Below are 18,271 nucleotides of genomic sequence, written 5' to 3'. Positions count from 1 at the left end.
ACATCGCGTCGAGGCATCCGGTCATGGCTGATGAGCCCGTGCGCGCCCGCGCGCGGACCGCTGCGACGGAGAGGGATCATCATGAGAATCGCTGTCATCGGAGGAACGGGCCTGATCGGCACCCGCGTGGTCGCGCGGCTGCGAGAGACGGGCCATGACGTCATCGTCGCCGCGCGAGCGACCGGCGTGAACTCCTACACCGGGGAAGGGCTCGAAGAGGCGCTCGAAGGCGTCGAGACCGTCGTCGACACGTCGAACTCGTCGTACCTCGACGAGGAAGGCGCGCGGGAGTTCTTCTACGCCTCGACCATGAACCTGCTCACCTACGGCGACGCGGCCGGCGTGCGGCACCACGTCGCACTCTCGGTCGTCGGCACCGACCGGCTCGCGCGTTCGGAGGGCGGGTACTTCCAGGCCAAGGCCGCGCAGGAGCGTCTGATCGTGGCATCCGGTCGGCCGTACTCGATCGTGCACGGCACCCAGTTCTTCGAGTTCGTGCGCAGCATCACCGCCGCGGCGATGCACAGCGGCATCGCGCACGTCGCCGACGCACTCGTGCAGCCGATCGCGGCCGACGACGTCGCCGCCGCCGTCGCCCGCACCGCGCTGGGGCGGCCCACCAACTCGATCGTCGAGCACGCCGGCCCCGAGATCTTCGAGCTGCGCGAACTGGCGGAAAGGGAATTGCAATGGACCAGCGACGAACGCGAGGTCGTCGCCGACCCGCTCGCCACCTACTTCGGAGCGCGACTGGACCGCTGGGAGCTGCTGCCCGACGCCGACGCGATCATCGCTCCTACGACCTTCCACCAGTGGCGCGTGCAGGCGCCCGACAACTCCGGTCTGGTCACGCACACGTCTGCGGGCGTACGCTGAGCGCGGCAACTGGGGTGAGAGGCAGCATGGGGTCGAGTACGGTGCCCGCGGCGAACGCGGGCGACATGGACTCGGCCGTCGACGTCTTCGAACAGCACCGGCGCCGGATCTTCGGCATCGCGTACCGCATGCTCGGCACCGTCGCGGATGCCGAAGACATCGTGCAAGAGACCTGGATCCGCTGGCAGAACACCGACCGCGACAGCATCCTCGAGCCCGCCGCCTTCCTCGCGACGATCGCGACGCGGTTGTCGATCAACGCGACGCAGTCCGCTCGCGCTCGCCGCGAGACGTACATCGGGCCGTGGCTTCCCGAGCCGGTGAACACGGATGCCGACCCCGCGCTGGGCGCGGAGCGCGGCGAGGCGCTGCAGTTCGCCATCCTGCTCACACTCGAGAAGCTCACCCCCACCGAGCGCGCGGCCTACATCCTGCGTGAGGCCCTCGACTATCCGTACGAACGGATCGCCGACATCGTCGGCGCCACCGTCGAGAGCGCCCGGCAGCTCGTCAGCCGTGCGCGCAAGCACCTGGCGTCGGCCAAGCGCGCGCAGGTGGCGGAATCCGAGCATCGCCGGCTCCTCGAGGCGTTCCTCGTCGCGGCGCAGAAGGGCGACGTCTCGGCGCTCGAGCAGCTCTTCGCCGATGACGTGGTCAGCTACACCGACGGCAACGGCGTCAAGCTGGCCGCCCGGATCCCCGTTGCCGGTCGCCACCGTGTCGCGCAGTTCATCGCGTCGTGGTCGAGCCACTTCTGGATCGGCAAGACGATCGACTGGGTCGAGCTCAACGGCCGTCCCGCCGCGACGATCTCGGATGCCGACGGCGTGATGACCACCTGCGCGCTCACGATGTCGGACGACGGCATCATGCAGGTGTTCTGGACGATGAGCCCCGACAAGCTGGGGCACGCCGCCCCGGTTGGGGCATGAGCCGCCGACGGGCGACGTGGCTGAAGGATCTGCGCACCAGGGCCAAGTCCGTCGCCTGCGAGCATGAGCGCGCGGCGCGAGCGCTGATCACCGCGACGAGGAACGCGGATGCCGCGGCCCTCGCGCGCGCGCTTCATCTGGACGCGTCGCTGACCGTGGACGGCGGCGGCCAGGTACCGGCTCCCCGGACGCCAGTGCGGGGTCGTGTCGCGGTCGTCCGGCATCTCATGCGGGCGCTGGGCGACCCGGAAGTCGACACGGTGATCGAGTCCGTGAACGGGATGCCGGGCATCGTGGTTCGTCGCGACGGCACCGTGGTCGGAGTGCTCGTGCTGCGGGTGCGGCGGTCGCTGGTCTGCGAAGCCTGGCTCGTCGCCAACCCCGACAAGCTCGAGAGCTGGAACCGCCGGTAGAGGCACGGGACGGGGCATCCGGAACCGACGGATCGGCCGGATCCGTCACACCGAGGCGGTCCGTCCTGTCGTAGCTGGTGAGCGTCTCCACCTCCCGCGCTCGTGACACGAAAGGCACATCATGGCAAAGATCATCGTCATCGGCGGCACCGGACTCATCGGCTCGAAGGTCGTCGCGAAGCTCACCGAGCACGGCCACGAGGCGATCGCCGCGTCGCCCAACTCGGGTGTGAACACGCTCACCGGCGAGGGCGTGAAAGAGGTGCTGCAGGGCGCCGACGTCGTCGTCGACGTGTCGAACTCGCCCTCGTTCGAGCCGGATGCCGTCATGGAGTTCTTCACGACCTCGACCGGCAATCTCATCGCCGCCGAGCGCGAGGCCGGTGTCGGGCACCACGTCGCGCTGACGGTGGTCGGCACGAACCGTCCGCAGAACATCGCCTACTTCCACGCGAAGGCCGCGCAGGAGAAGCTCATCCGCGAATCGGGAATCCCGTACTCGATCGTGCATGCGACGCAGTTCTTCGAGTTCATCAGCGGCATCGCGGCAGTGTCGGCCAAGGACGAGGCGATCCACCTGTCGCCGGGCCTCATGCAGCCGATCGCCGCGGAGGACGTCGCGACGGCTGTCGCCCGCACGGCTGCGGGCGCCCCGCTGAACGCCGACATCGAGATCGCGGGACCCGAGGTGATGGGTCTGGACGAGCTGGTGCGTCGCGGTCTTTCCTTCCGCGGTGACCCGCGCGAGATCGTGACCGACCCCGAGGCCCCCTACTTCGGTGCCCGCATCGACGAGCGCACGCTCATGCCCGTCGACGGCGCGCAGGTCTTCGAGACGACGCTCGAGGAGTGGCTGCCCGTCAACCCGCCGCGCAGCTGACCAGACCGGTCGACTGATCAGGCAATGTCACCGGCGGTCGTCTTCGGACGGCCGCCGGTGACGCGTGCCGGCCACATGCGCGTCGGATGTCAGGCGTAGAAGCCCTCCCGCAGGTTGACGCCGTGCTCGACCCAGGCCTTGAGTGCGTTCAGCATCCCGGTCCAGCCCTCGCAGTTGCCGAAGGCGTTCTTCGCGCCGTCGGGCGTGAGCTGCCAGGCGGACTCGGTGATCGTGACGAGGGTGCGGGAGTCGCCGTCGATCGGCTCGAACTCGAAGGTCGTGGTCGTCTCGCTCTCGAGAGCGGAGCGACCCTCCCAGCGGATGACGAGCTTGCGGGGTGGGTCGGCTTCGACCACGGTCACGGGGAACCGGCCAGGAAAGTCGGCGAAGTCCCACGTGACGTCGGCGCCCGGCTCGAGGCGGCCACGCGCCCCGCCGGTGGTGAAGTACTTCGACAGCTGGTCGGGGTCGGCGACGGCCTCGTAGACCTGTGCGACCGGACGGGCGACCCGCCCCGACACGGTGAAAGACAGAGCGTTCAGTTCGTTCGACATGTTGTATTTTTATAACATGACGGATGCTGAAGGCAAGGGGCCTGACGATGATGCGGTGTTCAAAGCCCTCGCGTCACCTTTGCGTCGCCACATGCTGGACGCGCTCAAAGAGGAGCCGCTGACCACGGGGGCGCTGTGTGCGCGGTTCCCCGAAGTGGATCGCACCACAGTGCTGCAGCACCTGCGGGTGCTCGAGAGCGCCGAGCTCGTCTCAGGACGCAGAATCGGCCGCGAGCGTCACCTCTCGCTCTCGCCCCTGCCGATCAAGCGCATCCACGACCGCTGGATCGGCGAGTACGCGCGCGCGGCCGTCGACCTGCTCGACCGGCTGGGGGACTGAGGCGGAAGTCAGGCGAGCGTCATCGCGCCCATCGTCACGGCGGAGACCGCCATCATCCAGTAGTGGAGGCGTCCGCCGGACCGGTGCCGCGCCGAGCGGCTGCACCACTCGGTGAGGAGCACGTAGCCTGCGCAGAGCGCGAGCGTCATGAGGCGAATGCCGTCGACACCACCCCCGCATGAGTGACAGTGGCCGTCGACGGTGGATGCTGGGGGTGCGCTGGTCGCGCCGGCCACGAGCAGAGCGGCCATGACCACGAGTCCGAGTGCAACGTGTGCGGTGAGAGCGACGTGCGCCCCGACGTCGCGTGCAGGGGTCGAGCGACCGCGCGCGAGCGGGCCGCGACGCCGTCCCACGACGAGCCCCAGAGCCACGACGACGAGCGCGGCGCTCCAGTACACGGGGGCGACAACGTGCCACAGCATCGCGTCGGCCATCCCGACCAGCATGAGAATCGACGCGACGACCTCCGGTACGGGCCGCAGACGACGGTCGCGCACGAGCGCGCCCGTGCCCAGGACCGCAGGCAGGAGCGCGCCGGCGTGCAGGAGCTCGCTCACGCGGCGCTGACGCGTACCCAGGTCGCGTCGGCGAGGTCGGCCGGTGCCGCGGCCGCGTACTCGAGTGCGCCATCCACCACGTCGAGCGCCACGGTCAGCTTGCTCTCCCAGCGCAGATGGGCTGGCTGATCCGCGCGCGGGCGGACGGAGATCGGTGCGTCGCGGATGGCGCCGAATGCCATCGCCCGCTCGTGGTGGTCCGGGATCCGCGCGAGGTCGGCCGCGTCGACGAGGCAGTCGTACCGTGGAACGCTCGTCGTCTCGTAGGGCGAGAACTCACCGGCAGCGAGAGCCGGATCGAGGAAGTGGTTCGTGTGTGCGAGCGTGTGCCCCGGCTGCGCCGCTATGACGGCGACGGCGGCGGGGGCGACCTCGATGGCTGCCGCCTCGGCAGCGCCGTCGTGAAGCGCCGCCACCGTGAACACGCTCGAGGCGGCAAGAGGCACGCTCTCGGCGATCGAGACGGCCTCGTCGACGGTACGGGCGTCCTCGAGGATCATTCGCGCGAGGACGTGCACAGGGATTCCGGTCCGGGTGCCGTCGGAGCGGTGATGCAGGATGTTGAAGTGCAGGCCGAGCCCTCGGTCGTTCACGCCGATCTTGGCAGGCTGACCGAACTCGCAGAATGTCGCGATCCGCGCGCCGGACGGCGCGCGGAATCGCCGCACCACGGTCTCGTTCGAGAGCGTCTGGTGCCAGTCCCACGTCTGCAGCGTGCGTGGGCCGCCACCGTCGGAGGGGACGTGCACGATCGTCGAGCACTCCATCGACGGCGCCATCCGCGCCAGCACCTCGGTCCGAGACGCCAGGAGGTATACGTCCCGGACGGACAACCCGCTCCCTTCCGCCGTGCCACGGAACTCGGCGGCCACTGCCGGGGCGTGCTGCTCTGTCGCCTCACGACAACCCTCGGCAATCTCGGTCGCGACGGGGCGCGAGACCCCCGACTGGTGGAACAGCTCGAGGTAGGACGCGAGCGCTCCCGTCAGCTGCGGCGCCCACGCGGCTCCGAACCTGCGGCCTTCATCAAGGCTGTCATCACCGAGCGCCGTCCACCCGTGCACGATCATGTGTCTCCTCCGATGCGCTCGACGAGCGCAGCCACGTCGCCGTGAGGGCAGCTCCGAGCCCTGGCCGCTGCCGCCACCTTGTCACGGACGTCCTTCGGCTTGTCCTGGCTCACCTTGAACACGGCACGCTGCTCGATCACCTCGAAGCGGAACGACACGATGCCCCCGACGATGCGCTCGAACGTGGGCAGCGACGTTGTCATGTCCCATGGCGTGGCCTCGAGCTTCTCGAGCTCCTCCACCGTCCGGGTGACGACGTGCATCCCGTCGCCACGGTCGTCCAGCACCGTCACGTGAGCCGTCAGATGCACGGCGGCGTAATCCCACGTCGGCACATTCGGGTCGTCGGCGTAGGTCGTGGGCGAGACGTAGCCGTGCGGACCTGAGAACACCAGCAGCACCGGGTCGCCGTCCGTCAGCTGGTGCCACTGCGGGTTCTTCCGGGCGATATGGCCCAGCAGCTCAGCGCCGACGAAGTCGCCTCGCGGCGGCATCCGCTCGATGATGACCGGTGCATGCGTGACGGTCGGTGCTCCCTCCGCGCCGCCGCCGTTGGACACGATGAGCGCGAACGGGTTATTGCGCACCAGATCGTGCACCTCGTGCTGCGACGGCGCGCGGTACTTCTCGAACTCGTACACGCGCTCAGCCCGCCGCGCAGAGGATGGCATCCCACGCGGTCTCGCCGGCGAGTGTGGCCACGGCCGTGGAGTTCAGGGACAGCCGGCCGCGCGGCGTCGCCGGATCCTCCGGCAGCGACACCTCGTCGGTCGTGAGTGCGAAGAGAGTGTCGCCGTCGAGGGGGGTGTGGAAGGGCTGGATGCCACGATGCATCGAGCTGTGAACCTGCAGGCCGAACTGCTTGAGCTCGACGTCGCTCAGCCGGACGTTCGTCACGACGGCCGTGATCGTGGTGTTGCCGGCCATGGAGTCGACGAGGCGCGACTCTCCGATCGCCGCCTCGTAGTCGATGGCCGGATGCCGGCGCTCGCCGCTGGACGCATCGTAATTGCCGCGGACGATCCGGCCGTCCCTGTCCAGGATCACCCCATAGGGGTTGAGCACAGTCACCACGAGCACCTTGACGTCGCCCACCTGGCGGAACGCGGCGCCCTGACCGGTGAACTCAACGCGTGCGGCATCCACCTTTCCTGAGGATGCCGAAGCGCCGCCGCCGACGCGGCCCACCTCGATGACACCGGGCCGCGCGGCGGAGAGCGCGGCCTTGCCGAGCGCGGCGTCGGGGAAGACGGAGTTGTCGCGCACCGAGTAGTCGTAGATGATCGCGCCCGACACCAGCTGGAGCTGGTCGAAGCCGGAGCGGTGATCGACCCGCTCGAAGAGCGCCTCTGAGACGCCCGCCACCGCAGACAGGCCGTAGACCGAGCCGCCGGCGAGGCAGATTGCGTGGTTGAAGCCGTACAGGCCGCTCGCGCCGACGGCTCCACCCCGCCGGTCGACGAAGGTGCGCGCACCCTCCGGCAGCCACAGCACGGTCGCTCCGGTCGGTCCCTCGGCGTACTCCGCGGTTCCGACGAGGACGCCGGGGAAGTCGTAGTCGACCTGCCCGCGGTCGCTCCCGTGCACGGGCTCCAGCGCGAAGTCGCCGTTCGAGTGACGGGGGCCCATGGGCAGAACGGGGGCGAGGCGATGGGTGTCGGTCACGGTGAGAGCTCCTGGAACAGTTGACGCGAATAGGGATGACTGGGCAGTTCGTAGAAGACCTCGGTCGGCGCCAGCTCGACGATCTCGCCGGCGCGCATGACCGCGACCCGGTGCGAGATGTACCGGACTGCCGCGAGGTCGTGAGAGATGAAGAGCGCGGCGAAGGAGTGCTCGCGCTGGAGGTCATGAATCAGATTGAGGATCTGCGCCTGCACCGAGACATCGAGCGCGCTGACGGCCTCGTCGAACACGATGAAGGCGGGATGCGTGACGAGGGCCCGCGCGATGCTCACGCGCTGCAACTGGCCGCCCGAGAGCTGATGCGGCCGGCGATCACCGAACGCAGCCGGCAGCCCGACGTCTTCGAGCATCGCCAGCGCGCGCGCCTCGACGCGGGGGCCGCGCCGTTCATGCACGAGCAGCGGTTCGAGGACGGATTCCACCACCGTCGACCGGGGATCCAGCGCCCACCGCGGATGCTGCAGCACCGCCTGCATCCGGCCGGCGCGCGAGCGCAGGCTTCGGTTCAGGGGCTCGCCCTCGAAACGCACCACGCCGGAGTCCGGCCGCTGAAGTCCCAGCACGACGGCGCCCGTGGTCGTCTTCCCCGATCCGGATTCGCCCACCAGGCCGAGCGTCTCGCCGGGCGCGACCGCGAACGACACCGCCGACATCGCGCGTACCTCGCGACGGGCCCGGCCGACGCCCGACGAGAACGTCACCGAGACGTCGGCGAGCTCGACCACCGCGCCCGAAACCGACACCGGACCGCTCATGCGCTCACCTCCAGTCGAACCTGTGCCCGCATCTCCTCGGTCCGGATGCACAGGCTGTGGCGCGTGGCCGCGGGTTCGGGCCGGGTCGTTGTGCAGGCGTCGATCCGCGCAGCGCAGCGGGGCGCGAACGCGCAGCCCGCAGAAGCGCCGTGGAGCACGGGCGGCGCCCCAGGGATGCTGGCGAGCCGTTCCCCTCGACGAGCTCGTGAAGGATCCGTGGCGGCCAGGGCCCTCGAGTACGGGTGCACGGGCTGACCGAGCACGGCCTGCGCCGGTCCCCGCTCGACCACGCGGCCGGCATACATCACCGCCACCTCGTCGCACCACCGGGCCACCGCCGGCAGGTCGTGGCTCAGCCAGAGCACCGTCGTTCCCTGCGCCCGGGCCTGTTCGAAGAGCAGCCTCACGACCTCCTCGCGCACTTGGCTGTCCAGGGCCGCGGTCGGCTCGTCGGCGATCAGAAGCTTCGGAGCACGGCACATCGCCATCGCGATGGCGACGCGCTGAGCCATGCCGCCCGACACCTGATGCGGAAAGAGGCGGATGACGCGCTCGGAATTCGCGATGCGCATCGCGTCCAGCAGTTCGATCTGCCTGCGGGTGGAGGTTTCTTCGCCCATCGCACGCAGGACGAGCTGGAGTTGCCTGCCGATGCGCATCGTGGGGTCGAGCGAACCGATCGGGTCCTGCGCGATGTAGGCGAGGGTGTCACGCCGGTAGCGCCGAAGCCCGTCGATGTCGAGCGCGAGCACGTCGACGCCCCCGACTTCGAGCGTGCCGCTCACGATGCGTGCCGAGCGCGGATGCAGTCTGCCGATCACCGACGCCAGCGTCGACTTGCCCGAGCCGGACTCGCCCACGATCGCGAGCGAGGCGCCCTCGGCCACCTCCAGATCGATGCCGTCGAGCGCGCGCACGGTCGTGGTGCCGGTGAACTCGAGGACGAGGTCGCGGATACGTACGGCGGTCATGTGAGGGACCTCGTCTCTCGAGGCTCGAACCGGTCGCGCAGTCCGTCGCCGATGATGTTGATGCACAGGATCGACACGACGAGGATCACGCCGGGGACGATCAGCAGCTGGGGAGCGAGGGTCATGTACAGCATTCCCTGCTGGATGAGCAGCCCGAGGGATGCCTCGGGCACCTGCACTCCGAAGCCCAGGAAGCTGAGTCCGCCTTCGACCAGGATCGCCACCGACAGCGCGTAGCTCGCCTGCACGGCGACCGTGCCTGCGATGTTCGGCAGGAGGCGCCGCGCGAAGATGACCGGCGTGCGCACGCCGCTGATGCGTGCAGACACGACGAAGTCGCGCTCGGCGACTGCGCGGGTCGCAATGCGCACCACGCGCGTCATCAACGGGATCGTGATGGCGATGATGCTGATGATCGCCGCGGGGCGTCCGGGTCCGATGAGCGCCGACACGAGGATCGCGAGCACCAGCGCCGGGAAGGCGTACAGGACGTCCACGACGCGCATGACCACTTCGCTGGCCCCGCCGCCGTAGTAGCCGGCGAGCAATCCCATGGCCGTGCTGAGGATCGCCGAGCAGACGACCGCGATGAGAGACACGACGAGGGTTGTGGCGATGCCCTCGAAGATCCGTGGGAGCAGTGACCGGCCCAGGTTGTCGGTGCCCAGAGGTGCGACGACGGAGGGTGCCTCGAAGCGACCTCCGACCGTCGCGCTGGTCGAGCCGGCCCATCCCGTCAGAGTCGCGAGGACGGTCGCCAGCACGATGACCCCGAGCACGACGATCGCGAGCCGCATCAGCCCGTCCATGCGGCGCCAGGCGCCCCGGGTCGCCGTGCCGGCGGCGCGGACGCGGTAGGTGGCGGTGGGTGCGACGGTCATCGGCGACTCCGTCCGGTCAGGCGCAGTCGCGGATCCAGTCCGTTGGCGACGAGGTCGACGAGAAGGCTCGTGACGATGAAGACCGCGGCGGCCAGCATCACCGCCGCCTGGATGATCGCATAGTCACGGCGGCCGAGCGCGGTCTGCAGGTATGAGCCCATCCCGGGGACGTTGAAGACGAACTCGACGATCACCGTCCCGCCCAGCAGGACGGCGATCAGCGATCCGACGACGGTCAGGATCGGTGCGGCGGCGTTGCGCAGCACATGGTGGCGGACGATGAAGCCCGGGGTCTCGCCGCGAGCCACGGCCGCCTGCACGTGGGGCTCCACGAGGACATTCATGACGGCATCCCGCGTATTGCGTGCCACGACGGCCACGCAGCCGATCGACAGCACTGCGATCGGCAGCACGAGCGACCCGACGAACCGCCCCGGGTCCTCGGCGAGCGGGGCGTACTGGCCGACCGAGATCCCCAGTCCGAGTGTCGAGACGGCGAAGACCACGACGCCGGCGAGCAGGAACTCCGGGATGCTTATGCCCAGCGCGCTGACGAGCCGCCCGGCTGCTCCCGCCGACCCCTCCGAGCGCAGGGCGGAGACGAATCCGAGGGGGATGCCGATCAGCAGCGTCGCCACGATGGTCACCACCGCGATCGTCGCGGTGACGGGAAGCCGCGCGGCGAACTCCTCCGAGACCGAGACGTTCGAGACGAACGAGAACCCGAGGTCGCCGGTGAAGACGCCGAACAGCCAGCGGAAGTACTGCTCGACGATCGGCGCGTCCAGGCCCGATGCGGCCACCGCCTGGGCCCGCTGCTCCTCAGAGGCGAGCGGACCCAGGACGAGGTCGGTGTAGTCGCCCGGCATCAGCCGCACGGAGGCGAAGATGAGCACCGACACCCCGATGAGCGTGACGAGTGCGGCGGCGACCCGCCGGAGCGACCACAGGACGACCGTCATGTCAGCCCGCGCGGAACTCGGTGATGTGACGGAGGAAGTCGCCGTAGCCTTCGTCGGTGGTCAGGGTGGGACTGACCGACGCGGTGTTCCACGCGATGGTCGACGGGCGCAGCACCAGCGGGATCATCTCGCTCTGCTCGTCAGCGAGCGCGCAGAGGTCGGTGAACACATCAGCACGCGCCTGTCCCGGCTCGGTCGAGTACCCGGCGGCGATGAGCTCGTTCAACTCGTCGGATCCGCTCATGTACACCGACGAGAATCCGGCGACTCCCGGGTTCCACCACGTGGTGACCATCGCGGGGTCGGCGTAGCCCGCGAACCAGCTCAAGGCGAGGTCGAAATCGGAAGGGTCGCCGTACACGCGGTCGGAGTAGGTGGCGTAATCCAGCTGCTCGATCGACACGGTGACGCCGATCTCGGCAAGATTCTGCTGCATCACCTGGGCGATCTGAGCGAGCACCGGCTCGTCCGTGTACACGAGCAGGTCGAGGTCGAGGCCTCCGATCTCGTCTATGACGGCCTTGGCCTCGGCGGCATCCGTCGCGGCGGACGGGAGCTCGCCGGGTGCACAGCTGTCGGGCAGTCCCGCGGGGGTGACACCAGAGGCGGCGGTCGAACCGCCGAATGCGAGCTCGTTGATGGCATCACGATCGATCGCCGAGTTGATCGCGAACCGGACCGCCTCGTCCTGCAGCGCCTCGTCGCCCGAGACGGAGTTGATCATGAGGTAGTGGTAGTCGGTGTTCTTCTGGCCGGCGACGGTCACGTCGGCGGCGTTGGAGAGCAGCTCTGCCGAATCCGCCGAGTTCAGTACGGCGAAATCCGCGGAACCGTCGCGCAGCGCGGCGGCGCGTGTCGCCTCGTCGCCGACGATGTCGATGCGCAGCGACGAGAAGCCGAGCGAACCGGCGTCGGGGTGGTGCTCGTTCGGTTCGAACGTCCACTCCTCGTCTTGACGATGCGCGGTTGCCACGAGCGGGCCGGTGCCCAGCATCTCCTGGGTGATGTCGACTTCGCCGGCCTCGATCTCTGCCATCGGGAGGACGGCGGCCGGGGTGTTCGCGAGCGCGGCGAGGAACGGCGCATAGGGCTCCGAGAGCGTCACCGTGACCTCCAGGTCACCGGTCTTCTCCACCGAGGCGATGGGGCCGAGCTGGCCGGTCCACGTCGTGGGGTTGTCGATCAGTCGCTGCAGGCTGCCGACCACGTCGTCGGCGGTCATGGCGCGGCCGTTCGAGAACACGGCGTCGTCGGCGAGGGTGAAGACATACTCGGTCTCGCTGGGCGTCTCCCAGGATGTCGCGAGGTGCGGTGCCACGGCCAGATTCTCGTCGATCGTTGTGAGGGTCTCGTACGAGAGCCCCTCGATCATCCACGATCGTGCCGTCGCGGCTCCTTGCGGGTCGAGTCCGCTCGCTTCGGCGGTGTCGTAGTCGACCTGCACGACGAGTTCGCCGCCGGAGTCGGACGACTCGTCGGCGACCGCGATGAAGCCGGGTGCTGCTTCCTCTTGCGACGGGGGTGTGGACGAGGTGTCCGCGCCCGCGGCACAGCCGCTGAGGGCGAGGGCGGCGACCGCGACGATCGCGGCTCCCGCTCGAGCTGCTTTGAGCATTTCTAGTGTTCCCTTCGAGCTGAGTGCTGGTTCTCATGGTGCTGGTGCGACACGTCCGCGTGCGCGTGCTCCTCGTGGGTGCACGAGCATGGCGCGACGGAGGCCGGGACATCGAGGGTCGGGTTCCGGTCGAAGAAGTCATGGGGTCTGAGGACGAAGCCGCAGGTGTCTACGGGCATGATCGGCCAGTCCTCGGTGCGGGGGAAGTGCGTGAGGCCGAAGGTATGCCAGAGCACCAGATCGGCGCCGTCGAGGGAGGCGTCGTCGGCGACGAACGCCGGCAGCCCCTGATCGCCGGCGCTCTGGTTCACGACCGCGCCCGCCGGATAGCGTTCGGCCACGTCGTACGCCGTCACCCAGAGGTCCGCGGTGGCGAACCGGGCGCGCGACGCGATGACGGAGTCGGGCTGCGCCAGCAGAACGGGCTTTCCTTCGCCGGCGAGCACATACGACACGGGGCGACCGAGGCGGTTCGTCGCGGTGGTGCTGCTGACGCGCCAGGTACGATCCACCGAGGCGTCGGAGCGTCGCCTGGCGCTCTTCTCGCTGGTCAGCCGCGTTGCGCGGAAGCCGATCGCCGTGCCGTGCGCGTTGTCGCCGTCGATCGGGACGGTGGTGACGTCCACCTCGTCGACGACCGCCGGTCCCTCGTCGACCGCCATGTCGAGGCGTGCGCAGAACAGGTGCTGGTGGTACGGCGCCGCGAGACCGGGCGCCAGTTCGCTGGCGTAGCGGCTCGCCCGCTCGTCGTAGGCGGCAGTAAAGACCAGTCCGGTCGCCTTCGCCTCGAACTCGATCTTGCCGTCGAGGTAGAGGTACCAGTAGAAGCCGTAGTCGTAGTTGCCGACGGTCACGAAGAACGAGATCACGAGCCGGCGCTGCCGCCGCACGTCGGTCGTTCCCGTGAACTGCTCGGTGTGCTTCCACAGCACCCCGGCATCCTCCTCGTGGATGCACACCGCGTTCGGGAGCACCTTGACCTCGCCGCGTGCGTCGGCGATCGGCACGTCGAGGTAGGTGATGTCACCGACGCAGTCGCACCCGAGCTCGAGGCTGTTGACGAGGCGGCCGAGCAGGTACTCGCCCGTGTCGAAGTAGTTCTGCCAGAAGCGGACGGGACCGGGATCGCCGTACGGCACGAGCATTTCGGCGATCGAGGCGCGGTGCACGATCGGCCGCACGCGTCCGGCATCCTCGAAACCGATCCCGTGCAGGATCAAGCCCTCGCGCATGTCGTATCCGACGCGCAACGACCACTTCTCCCACGACACGACGTCGCCGTCGAACGAGAAGCTCGGTCCTTCGGGCTGCCGGATCACGATCGGCTTCTGCGTCGTCCGTTCGGGGCCGAACGTCCCCGGCACGTGGTAGTCCGCCGTCTCCTGGGGGATCGGCACCACGCCGGTGTCGATGACCTGCGTGACGCCGCGGGCGCCGAGGTCCACGTAGGCGACCAGCCCGTCGATGGGATGTGCCCACGGCATGGTCTGCGGCGTCGGCTGGTGGTGGCCGAGCACGCGGGCCATGCGCCGGCCGTCTTCGCCTTCGATCGGAAAGCGTCCGGCGGACAACCCCGCAAGGGCGACGGTGGCGGGATCGTGGATGCCGCGCAGCGCGAGCGCGGCGAGCCACCGCTCGTCGGTTGCAAGCAGGTCCCGGATGAGGATGTGCTCCTCTTTCAGCAGCGGCACCTGGCCTGAGACGGCGGGGTCGATCGGCTCGTCGCGAGCGATGTCGCCGCGGTCCAGGTCGACCGAGATATCGTGCGCACGGCCCGTCGCGACATCCAGCAGCTGCACCAGGGCACGGCGGGCGACGGGGCGGCCGGCGAGCACCTCGCGCCGGTCCGGCTCGTCCAGGCCGATGTACGCGATCCTGTGTGTCTCCTCCAGGCGTCCGTGGCGGCGGAGAATGGCGGCCGCCTCCTGCAGCTCGCCCTCCGAGAGCGTTGCGAACGGTGCGCCGGACTCGTCGCCGAGGCGACGCGAGCGCTGCACGTGAGTGCCGGTGGAGCAGGAGCAGGTCATCGGTTCTCCGAGTCGGGTGACGTTGCCGGCTCAGATGCCGGAACGTTCCGGCAAAGGTAAGGGAAATCCGTGTTACGGCGCAAGGCCCTCATTGTTGCGAGCGGATTACAGTCTTCTGGGTGTGGTTAGAATCGGCCGCATGCAAGGGCCCCGGCGTGCGCGCCTGATCGATGTCGCCCGTCGTGCCGGCGTCGGCAAGACGACGGCGTCGGACGCCCTGAGCGGGAGCGGGCGAGTCTCTCCGGCGACTCGCGACGCCGTGCTCGCCGCGGCGGCAGACCTGGGCTACACCGCCAACACCGCGGCGCGCCACCTGCGGAACGGATCGATCGGCACGATCGGGATCGTCCTTCCCGAGGTCGTGTCGCGGTCGTCGTACTACATGGCGTTCTCGTTCGGGATCGTGACCCACGCGGCCGCACACGACGTCGACGTCACGATCGTGAGTCCTTCGCTGTCGTCGGGCCGCTCGCGACCGATCCGCGCCGACGGGCTCATCATCGGCGACCCGCTATCGGGCGACCCGGCACTTCCGGCGCTGTTCGCGAGCGGCATCCCGATCGTCACGCAGGAGCACCTGCCGGACGACGTCGAAGGCGACCCCGTCGGCGTCGTGTGGTCTTCGCACGAAGCCGGGATGCTGCGCCTCATGGACGAGATCGACCGCACCGGGGCACGCCACCCCGCCCTGCTCGTGGCGCCCGACATCACCGACTGGAGCCGCCAGCTCGTCGCGGGCTACCGGCGCGGCTGCGAGAGCCGGGGGCTGCAGCCGGTGCTCGCGCCGATCGAGTTCGAGGCGCCGTGGGCGGCGGTTCGCGCAGCCACCGAGCGCCTCCTCGCTGAGCGCCCGGAGACCGACGTGATCATCTGCGCCCCCGACTCGAGCGCGATCGAGGTGGTGGCGGTGCTAGGTCGAATGGGCCGTATCGTCGGCGACGACATCACCGTGGTCTCGTGCGTCGACCACCCTTCGCTGCCTTATCTGCAGCCCTCGATCACTTCGATCGACCTGCGGCCGCGGGAGTCGGGAGTCGCCTGTGCCGCGCTGCTGCTGGACGTCCTCGAGGGACGCGCCGAACCGGGGGCCGACATCGAATTCCCGATCACGGTCGTCGCCCGCGAGTCCACTGCGCACCCGCTGCGGGTGAGGGCGTCATGACGGCTCCGCTCGACGGCGTGGTCGTCGCGGACTTCTCCCGCGTGCTCGCCGGACCGCTCGCGACCATGACGCTCGCCGACCTCGGCGCACGGGTCATCAAGATCGAGCGACCGGGTTCTGGCGACGACACGCGAGCCTGGGGGCCGCCGTATGCCGCATCGGGAATGACCACGTACTTCGAGTCGGCCAACCGCGGCAAGGAGTCGATCGAACTGGACCTGACCGACGCCGACGACCGCGACCGGGCGCACCAGATCATCGCCCACAGCGACGTCGTCATCGAGAACTTCCGCCCCGGCCAGTTCGCTCGCCTGGGGTTCGACTGGCCGGCGATGTCGGAGCGCCACCCGCGGCTGGTCTACGCCTCGGTCAGCGGTTTCGGCGTCGGCGCCGGCGCGGACCTTCCGGGGTACGACTTCGTCGCCCAGGCAGTCGGCGGGCTTATGCACATCACGGGCGACCGCGACGGCGAGGCGATGAAGGCGGGCGTGGCCCTGGTCGACGTCCTCACCGGCAAGGACGCGGTGATCGGCATCCTCGCCGCCCTGCGTCGGCGCGAGCTGACCGGTCGCGGCTCGCGCGTGGATGTGAATCTCCTCTCGAGCCTGCAGGCCGCGCTCGTGAACCAGGTGTCGGCGCAGCTCGGAGCAGGGGTGGAACCGCGGCGGCTGGGTAACCGGCATCCGTCGATCGCCCCCTACGAGGTGCTCGAATGCGCTGACGGCCCACTCGCCGTCGCGTGCGGCAATGACGCGCAGTTCGTCAAGATGACCGCGGTGCTCGGCATGCCGGCCCTCGCCGGCGACGCGCGCTTCGCGCGCAATTCCGACCGCGTCGCGCATCGCGAGGAGCTGGCGACGGCTCTCGAGCGCGCGCTCGCCGCCGACTCGGCGCTCAGCTGGTCCGATCGCCTGAACGCGGTCGGTGTCGCAGCGGGCGTCGTCAACACGATCGGCGACGGGCTGGCGCTCGCAGAGCGGCTGGGGCTCGAACCGGTGAGCGAGACGACGGCATGCGACGGTCGGGTGTCACGCCAGGTGCGGCCTCCGATCGCATGGTCGCCGGGGATCCCGGCGCCGACCATGGCGCCACCGCGGCTGGGGGAGCACACCGATGACGTGCTGCGATGGCTCGCCGCGGGCGGCCGCTAGGGCCGTTGACGCAGCGCCAGCCACAGCTCAGCCGAGACGTCAGGATCCGCCAGCTCCACGTCAAGCAGCTGTTCGGCGGCCGCGATTCGCTGTCGGACGGTGTTGCGATGCACGCCCAGCGCTCGAGCCGTGTGTTCGGCATGCCGCCCCGACGCCAGATGAGCGCGCGTGGTCGCGAGAAGAACGGGCGATCCCTCGAGTAGGCGCACCCAGTCGTCTGCCCGTTGCGCGGAGTCCACGAGGGGCCGTCCGGGGGAGCGCCGCCAGAGTGCGAGGGCGCGGGCCGCAGCGGACGGGACCTCATCGAGGGCGACCGCGGCGCTGAGCACCCCGACCCCGCCGTCGGTCGGACTCTCGGCCTCCACGAGCGTCAGTCGGACGCCGTCTCGATCGACGGCGAGGTCGCCCACCGGGGCGTCGTCGGTCCCGCCCACATGCACTCGGGCCAGCAGCGGCAGCCCGACTCCCGCCGACCGGGCAAGCGAGCGTGCCGCAGCGGCATCCCCCTCGAGGGCCAGGTGAGCGACCCACTGTGCCGCGGACGTCGCAGGCGCAGGCGCCGGCGACGACCGCATGGTGAGGCGCAGCACGGCGACCGCGGTGAGCACGAGCTGCCGGTCCGTGCGGGTGAGCGGCCGGCTTGCGCCCACGGCGACCGCGCCCCGCGTTCGGCCGTTCGCGACGACGGGGTGTGCCACGACGACCGAACCGTGTGCGACGAACGAGGCGGCGGCGACGCCGGAGCGCTCGAGTGATCGCTCGAGGTCGGCCCTGACGGTGGGCAGCAGACCCGCGAGGCTTGCCGGATGGAGCAGCGCATCCGGTGCCGTGCGGTCGAGCGGGATCCACGCCGCCCAGCCGCCGACCGCCTCGGAGGTCAGGCGCACCACGTCGAGGACCGGGTCATCGCCGGCTGCCGCCTCCGCCAGACGGGTGTGCGTATGGCCCACCCGCACCACGGCGTCGCGCTCGTCGCGGCCTTCCAGTTGCCAGAACGACCGAGTCACGGCGAGGAAGGGCTCACCGTCCGGCACGACGAAGAGCGGCACGCCGGCGTTCGCGCAGCGCTCCGCGAAGCCCGGGGGCACGGCATCCCACCCCTCTCCGAGCCCCAGGCCGAGCGCGCCGACCCGCTGCTCCGCCAAGCGCGCGACGTACGCGTCGTCGCTCTCACGGCCGGTGAGGCGGATGCCGGTGCTCAGCAGCAGCTCGCCACCGTCGAGGTAGCGGCCGGGGTCGGCGAGTTCCGAGACATGCACCCCGGTGATCTGGCGCGCCGGATCGAACGGTCCGGCCGCAACGAGCGCCGATCCAGCGGTCTCGACGAGTTCTCCGAGCGTGGTCATGATCACATTGTGCAGGATGCACACTCTTTGCGTTCACAGAGTGCAGATCGACTATCAGACGTCGGTGTTCCGATTTGTATCGTCGCCTGC

At 69.7% G+C, this 18,271-nt stretch carries 19 protein-coding genes; 7 read left to right on the top strand and 12 right to left on the bottom strand.

Annotated features, from left to right (window positions below; genetic code table 11):
* Positions 1-81: 81 nt before the first annotated feature.
* The 4 genes from HF576_RS10215 to HF576_RS10200 all read left to right on the top strand — a co-directional run bounded on the left by HF576_RS10215 (position 82) and on the right by HF576_RS10200 (position 3,101).
* Positions 82-876, top strand: a complete 795-nt coding sequence (locus HF576_RS10215; protein WP_168912680.1) for an SDR family oxidoreductase — start codon at positions 82-84, stop codon at positions 874-876.
* 26 nt (positions 877-902) lie between these two features.
* On the top strand, positions 903-1,808 hold the full coding sequence (locus HF576_RS10210; RefSeq protein ID WP_205835081.1) for an RNA polymerase sigma-70 factor: 906 nt from the start codon (positions 903-905) through the stop codon (positions 1,806-1,808).
* Positions 1,805-2,221, top strand: a complete 417-nt coding sequence (locus tag HF576_RS10205; RefSeq protein ID WP_168912679.1) for a sigma-70 family RNA polymerase sigma factor family protein — start codon at positions 1,805-1,807, stop codon at positions 2,219-2,221. The genes HF576_RS10210 and HF576_RS10205 overlap by 4 nt, the downstream gene beginning before the upstream one ends.
* A 121-nt stretch (positions 2,222-2,342) precedes the next feature.
* The gene (locus tag HF576_RS10200) at positions 2,343-3,101 is read left to right on the top strand and encodes an SDR family oxidoreductase (RefSeq protein ID WP_168912678.1); all 759 of its coding nucleotides are present in this window, start codon (positions 2,343-2,345) and stop codon (positions 3,099-3,101) included.
* An 89-nt stretch (positions 3,102-3,190) separates the two neighbouring features.
* Here HF576_RS10200 and HF576_RS10195 read toward each other — a convergent pair whose 3' ends face one another.
* Positions 3,191-3,655: an SRPBCC domain-containing protein gene (locus HF576_RS10195; RefSeq protein WP_168912677.1), complete on the bottom strand. Its 465-nt coding sequence runs from the start codon at positions 3,653-3,655 to the stop codon at positions 3,191-3,193.
* Positions 3,656-3,671: 16 nt separating this feature from the next.
* Here HF576_RS10195 and HF576_RS10190 point away from each other — a divergent pair, with 16 nt between their 5' ends.
* A complete protein-coding gene (locus tag HF576_RS10190; RefSeq protein ID WP_205835080.1) occupies positions 3,672-3,995 on the top strand; it encodes an ArsR/SmtB family transcription factor in 324 nt (107 codons plus the stop codon).
* Between the two features lie 8 nt (positions 3,996-4,003).
* On the opposite strand, the gene HF576_RS10185 is transcribed toward HF576_RS10190, so the two are convergent.
* From HF576_RS10185 to HF576_RS10140, 10 genes are read right to left on the bottom strand one after another with little or no spacing between them, the layout of a single operon-like run.
* Positions 4,004-4,555: a hypothetical protein gene (locus HF576_RS10185; protein ID WP_168912675.1), complete on the bottom strand. Its 552-nt coding sequence runs from the start codon at positions 4,553-4,555 to the stop codon at positions 4,004-4,006.
* Complete coding sequence (locus HF576_RS10180; protein WP_168912674.1) at positions 4,552-5,625, bottom strand: C45 family autoproteolytic acyltransferase/hydrolase; 1,074 nt, start codon at positions 5,623-5,625, stop codon at positions 4,552-4,554. Before HF576_RS10180 ends, HF576_RS10185 begins: the two co-directional genes overlap by 4 nt.
* Entirely contained in the window at positions 5,622-6,296 is a 675-nt protein-coding gene (locus tag HF576_RS10175) for an FMN-binding negative transcriptional regulator (RefSeq protein ID WP_168912673.1), read from the bottom strand. The genes HF576_RS10180 and HF576_RS10175 overlap by 4 nt, the downstream gene beginning before the upstream one ends.
* Positions 6,271-7,290, bottom strand: a complete 1,020-nt coding sequence (locus HF576_RS10170) for a P1 family peptidase (protein ID WP_343234225.1) — start codon at positions 7,288-7,290, stop codon at positions 6,271-6,273. The genes HF576_RS10175 and HF576_RS10170 overlap by 26 nt, the downstream gene beginning before the upstream one ends.
* A complete protein-coding gene (locus tag HF576_RS10165) occupies positions 7,287-8,066 on the bottom strand; it encodes an ATP-binding cassette domain-containing protein (protein ID WP_168912672.1) in 780 nt (259 codons plus the stop codon). The genes HF576_RS10170 and HF576_RS10165 overlap by 4 nt, the downstream gene beginning before the upstream one ends.
* Positions 8,063-9,037 carry an ABC transporter ATP-binding protein gene (locus HF576_RS10160; protein ID WP_168912671.1) on the bottom strand — a complete coding sequence of 325 codons (975 nt, stop codon included), beginning with the start codon at positions 9,035-9,037 and terminating at the stop codon, positions 8,063-8,065. Before HF576_RS10160 ends, HF576_RS10165 begins: the two co-directional genes overlap by 4 nt.
* Positions 9,034-9,918 (bottom strand): ABC transporter permease, encoded by an 885-nt coding sequence (locus HF576_RS10155; protein ID WP_240948804.1) that lies wholly within the window; start codon positions 9,916-9,918, stop codon positions 9,034-9,036. The genes HF576_RS10160 and HF576_RS10155 overlap by 4 nt, the downstream gene beginning before the upstream one ends.
* A complete protein-coding gene (locus HF576_RS10150; protein WP_168912670.1) occupies positions 9,915-10,880 on the bottom strand; it encodes an ABC transporter permease in 966 nt (321 codons plus the stop codon). Before HF576_RS10150 ends, HF576_RS10155 begins: the two co-directional genes overlap by 4 nt.
* A gap of 1 nt (position 10,881) precedes the next feature.
* Positions 10,882-12,495: an ABC transporter substrate-binding protein gene (locus HF576_RS10145; protein WP_168912669.1), complete on the bottom strand. Its 1,614-nt coding sequence runs from the start codon at positions 12,493-12,495 to the stop codon at positions 10,882-10,884.
* Positions 12,496-12,497: 2 nt separating this feature from the next.
* Positions 12,498-14,522 carry a primary-amine oxidase gene (locus HF576_RS10140; RefSeq protein WP_168912668.1) on the bottom strand — a complete coding sequence of 675 codons (2,025 nt, stop codon included), beginning with the start codon at positions 14,520-14,522 and terminating at the stop codon, positions 12,498-12,500.
* Positions 14,523-14,661: 139 nt separating this feature from the next.
* On the opposite strand from HF576_RS10140, the gene HF576_RS10135 reads away from it, so the two are divergent.
* Positions 14,662-15,684, top strand: a complete 1,023-nt coding sequence (locus HF576_RS10135; protein ID WP_168912667.1) for a LacI family DNA-binding transcriptional regulator — start codon at positions 14,662-14,664, stop codon at positions 15,682-15,684.
* Positions 15,681-16,835 carry a CaiB/BaiF CoA transferase family protein gene (locus HF576_RS10130; RefSeq protein WP_168912666.1) on the top strand — a complete coding sequence of 385 codons (1,155 nt, stop codon included), beginning with the start codon at positions 15,681-15,683 and terminating at the stop codon, positions 16,833-16,835. Before HF576_RS10135 ends, HF576_RS10130 begins: the two co-directional genes overlap by 4 nt.
* On the opposite strand, the gene HF576_RS10125 is transcribed toward HF576_RS10130, so the two are convergent.
* Positions 16,832-18,181 carry a PucR family transcriptional regulator gene (locus tag HF576_RS10125; RefSeq protein ID WP_168912665.1) on the bottom strand — a complete coding sequence of 450 codons (1,350 nt, stop codon included), beginning with the start codon at positions 18,179-18,181 and terminating at the stop codon, positions 16,832-16,834. The genes HF576_RS10130 and HF576_RS10125 overlap by 4 nt on opposite strands.
* Positions 18,182-18,271 lie beyond the last annotated feature (90 nt).

The organism is Microbacterium salsuginis (assembly GCF_012524205.1).
Lineage (GTDB): Bacteria > Actinomycetota > Actinomycetes > Actinomycetales > Microbacteriaceae > Microbacterium > Microbacterium salsuginis.
Note: the sequence above shows the minus strand (reverse complement) of the source record. Positions and strands in the feature narration are given on the sequence as shown.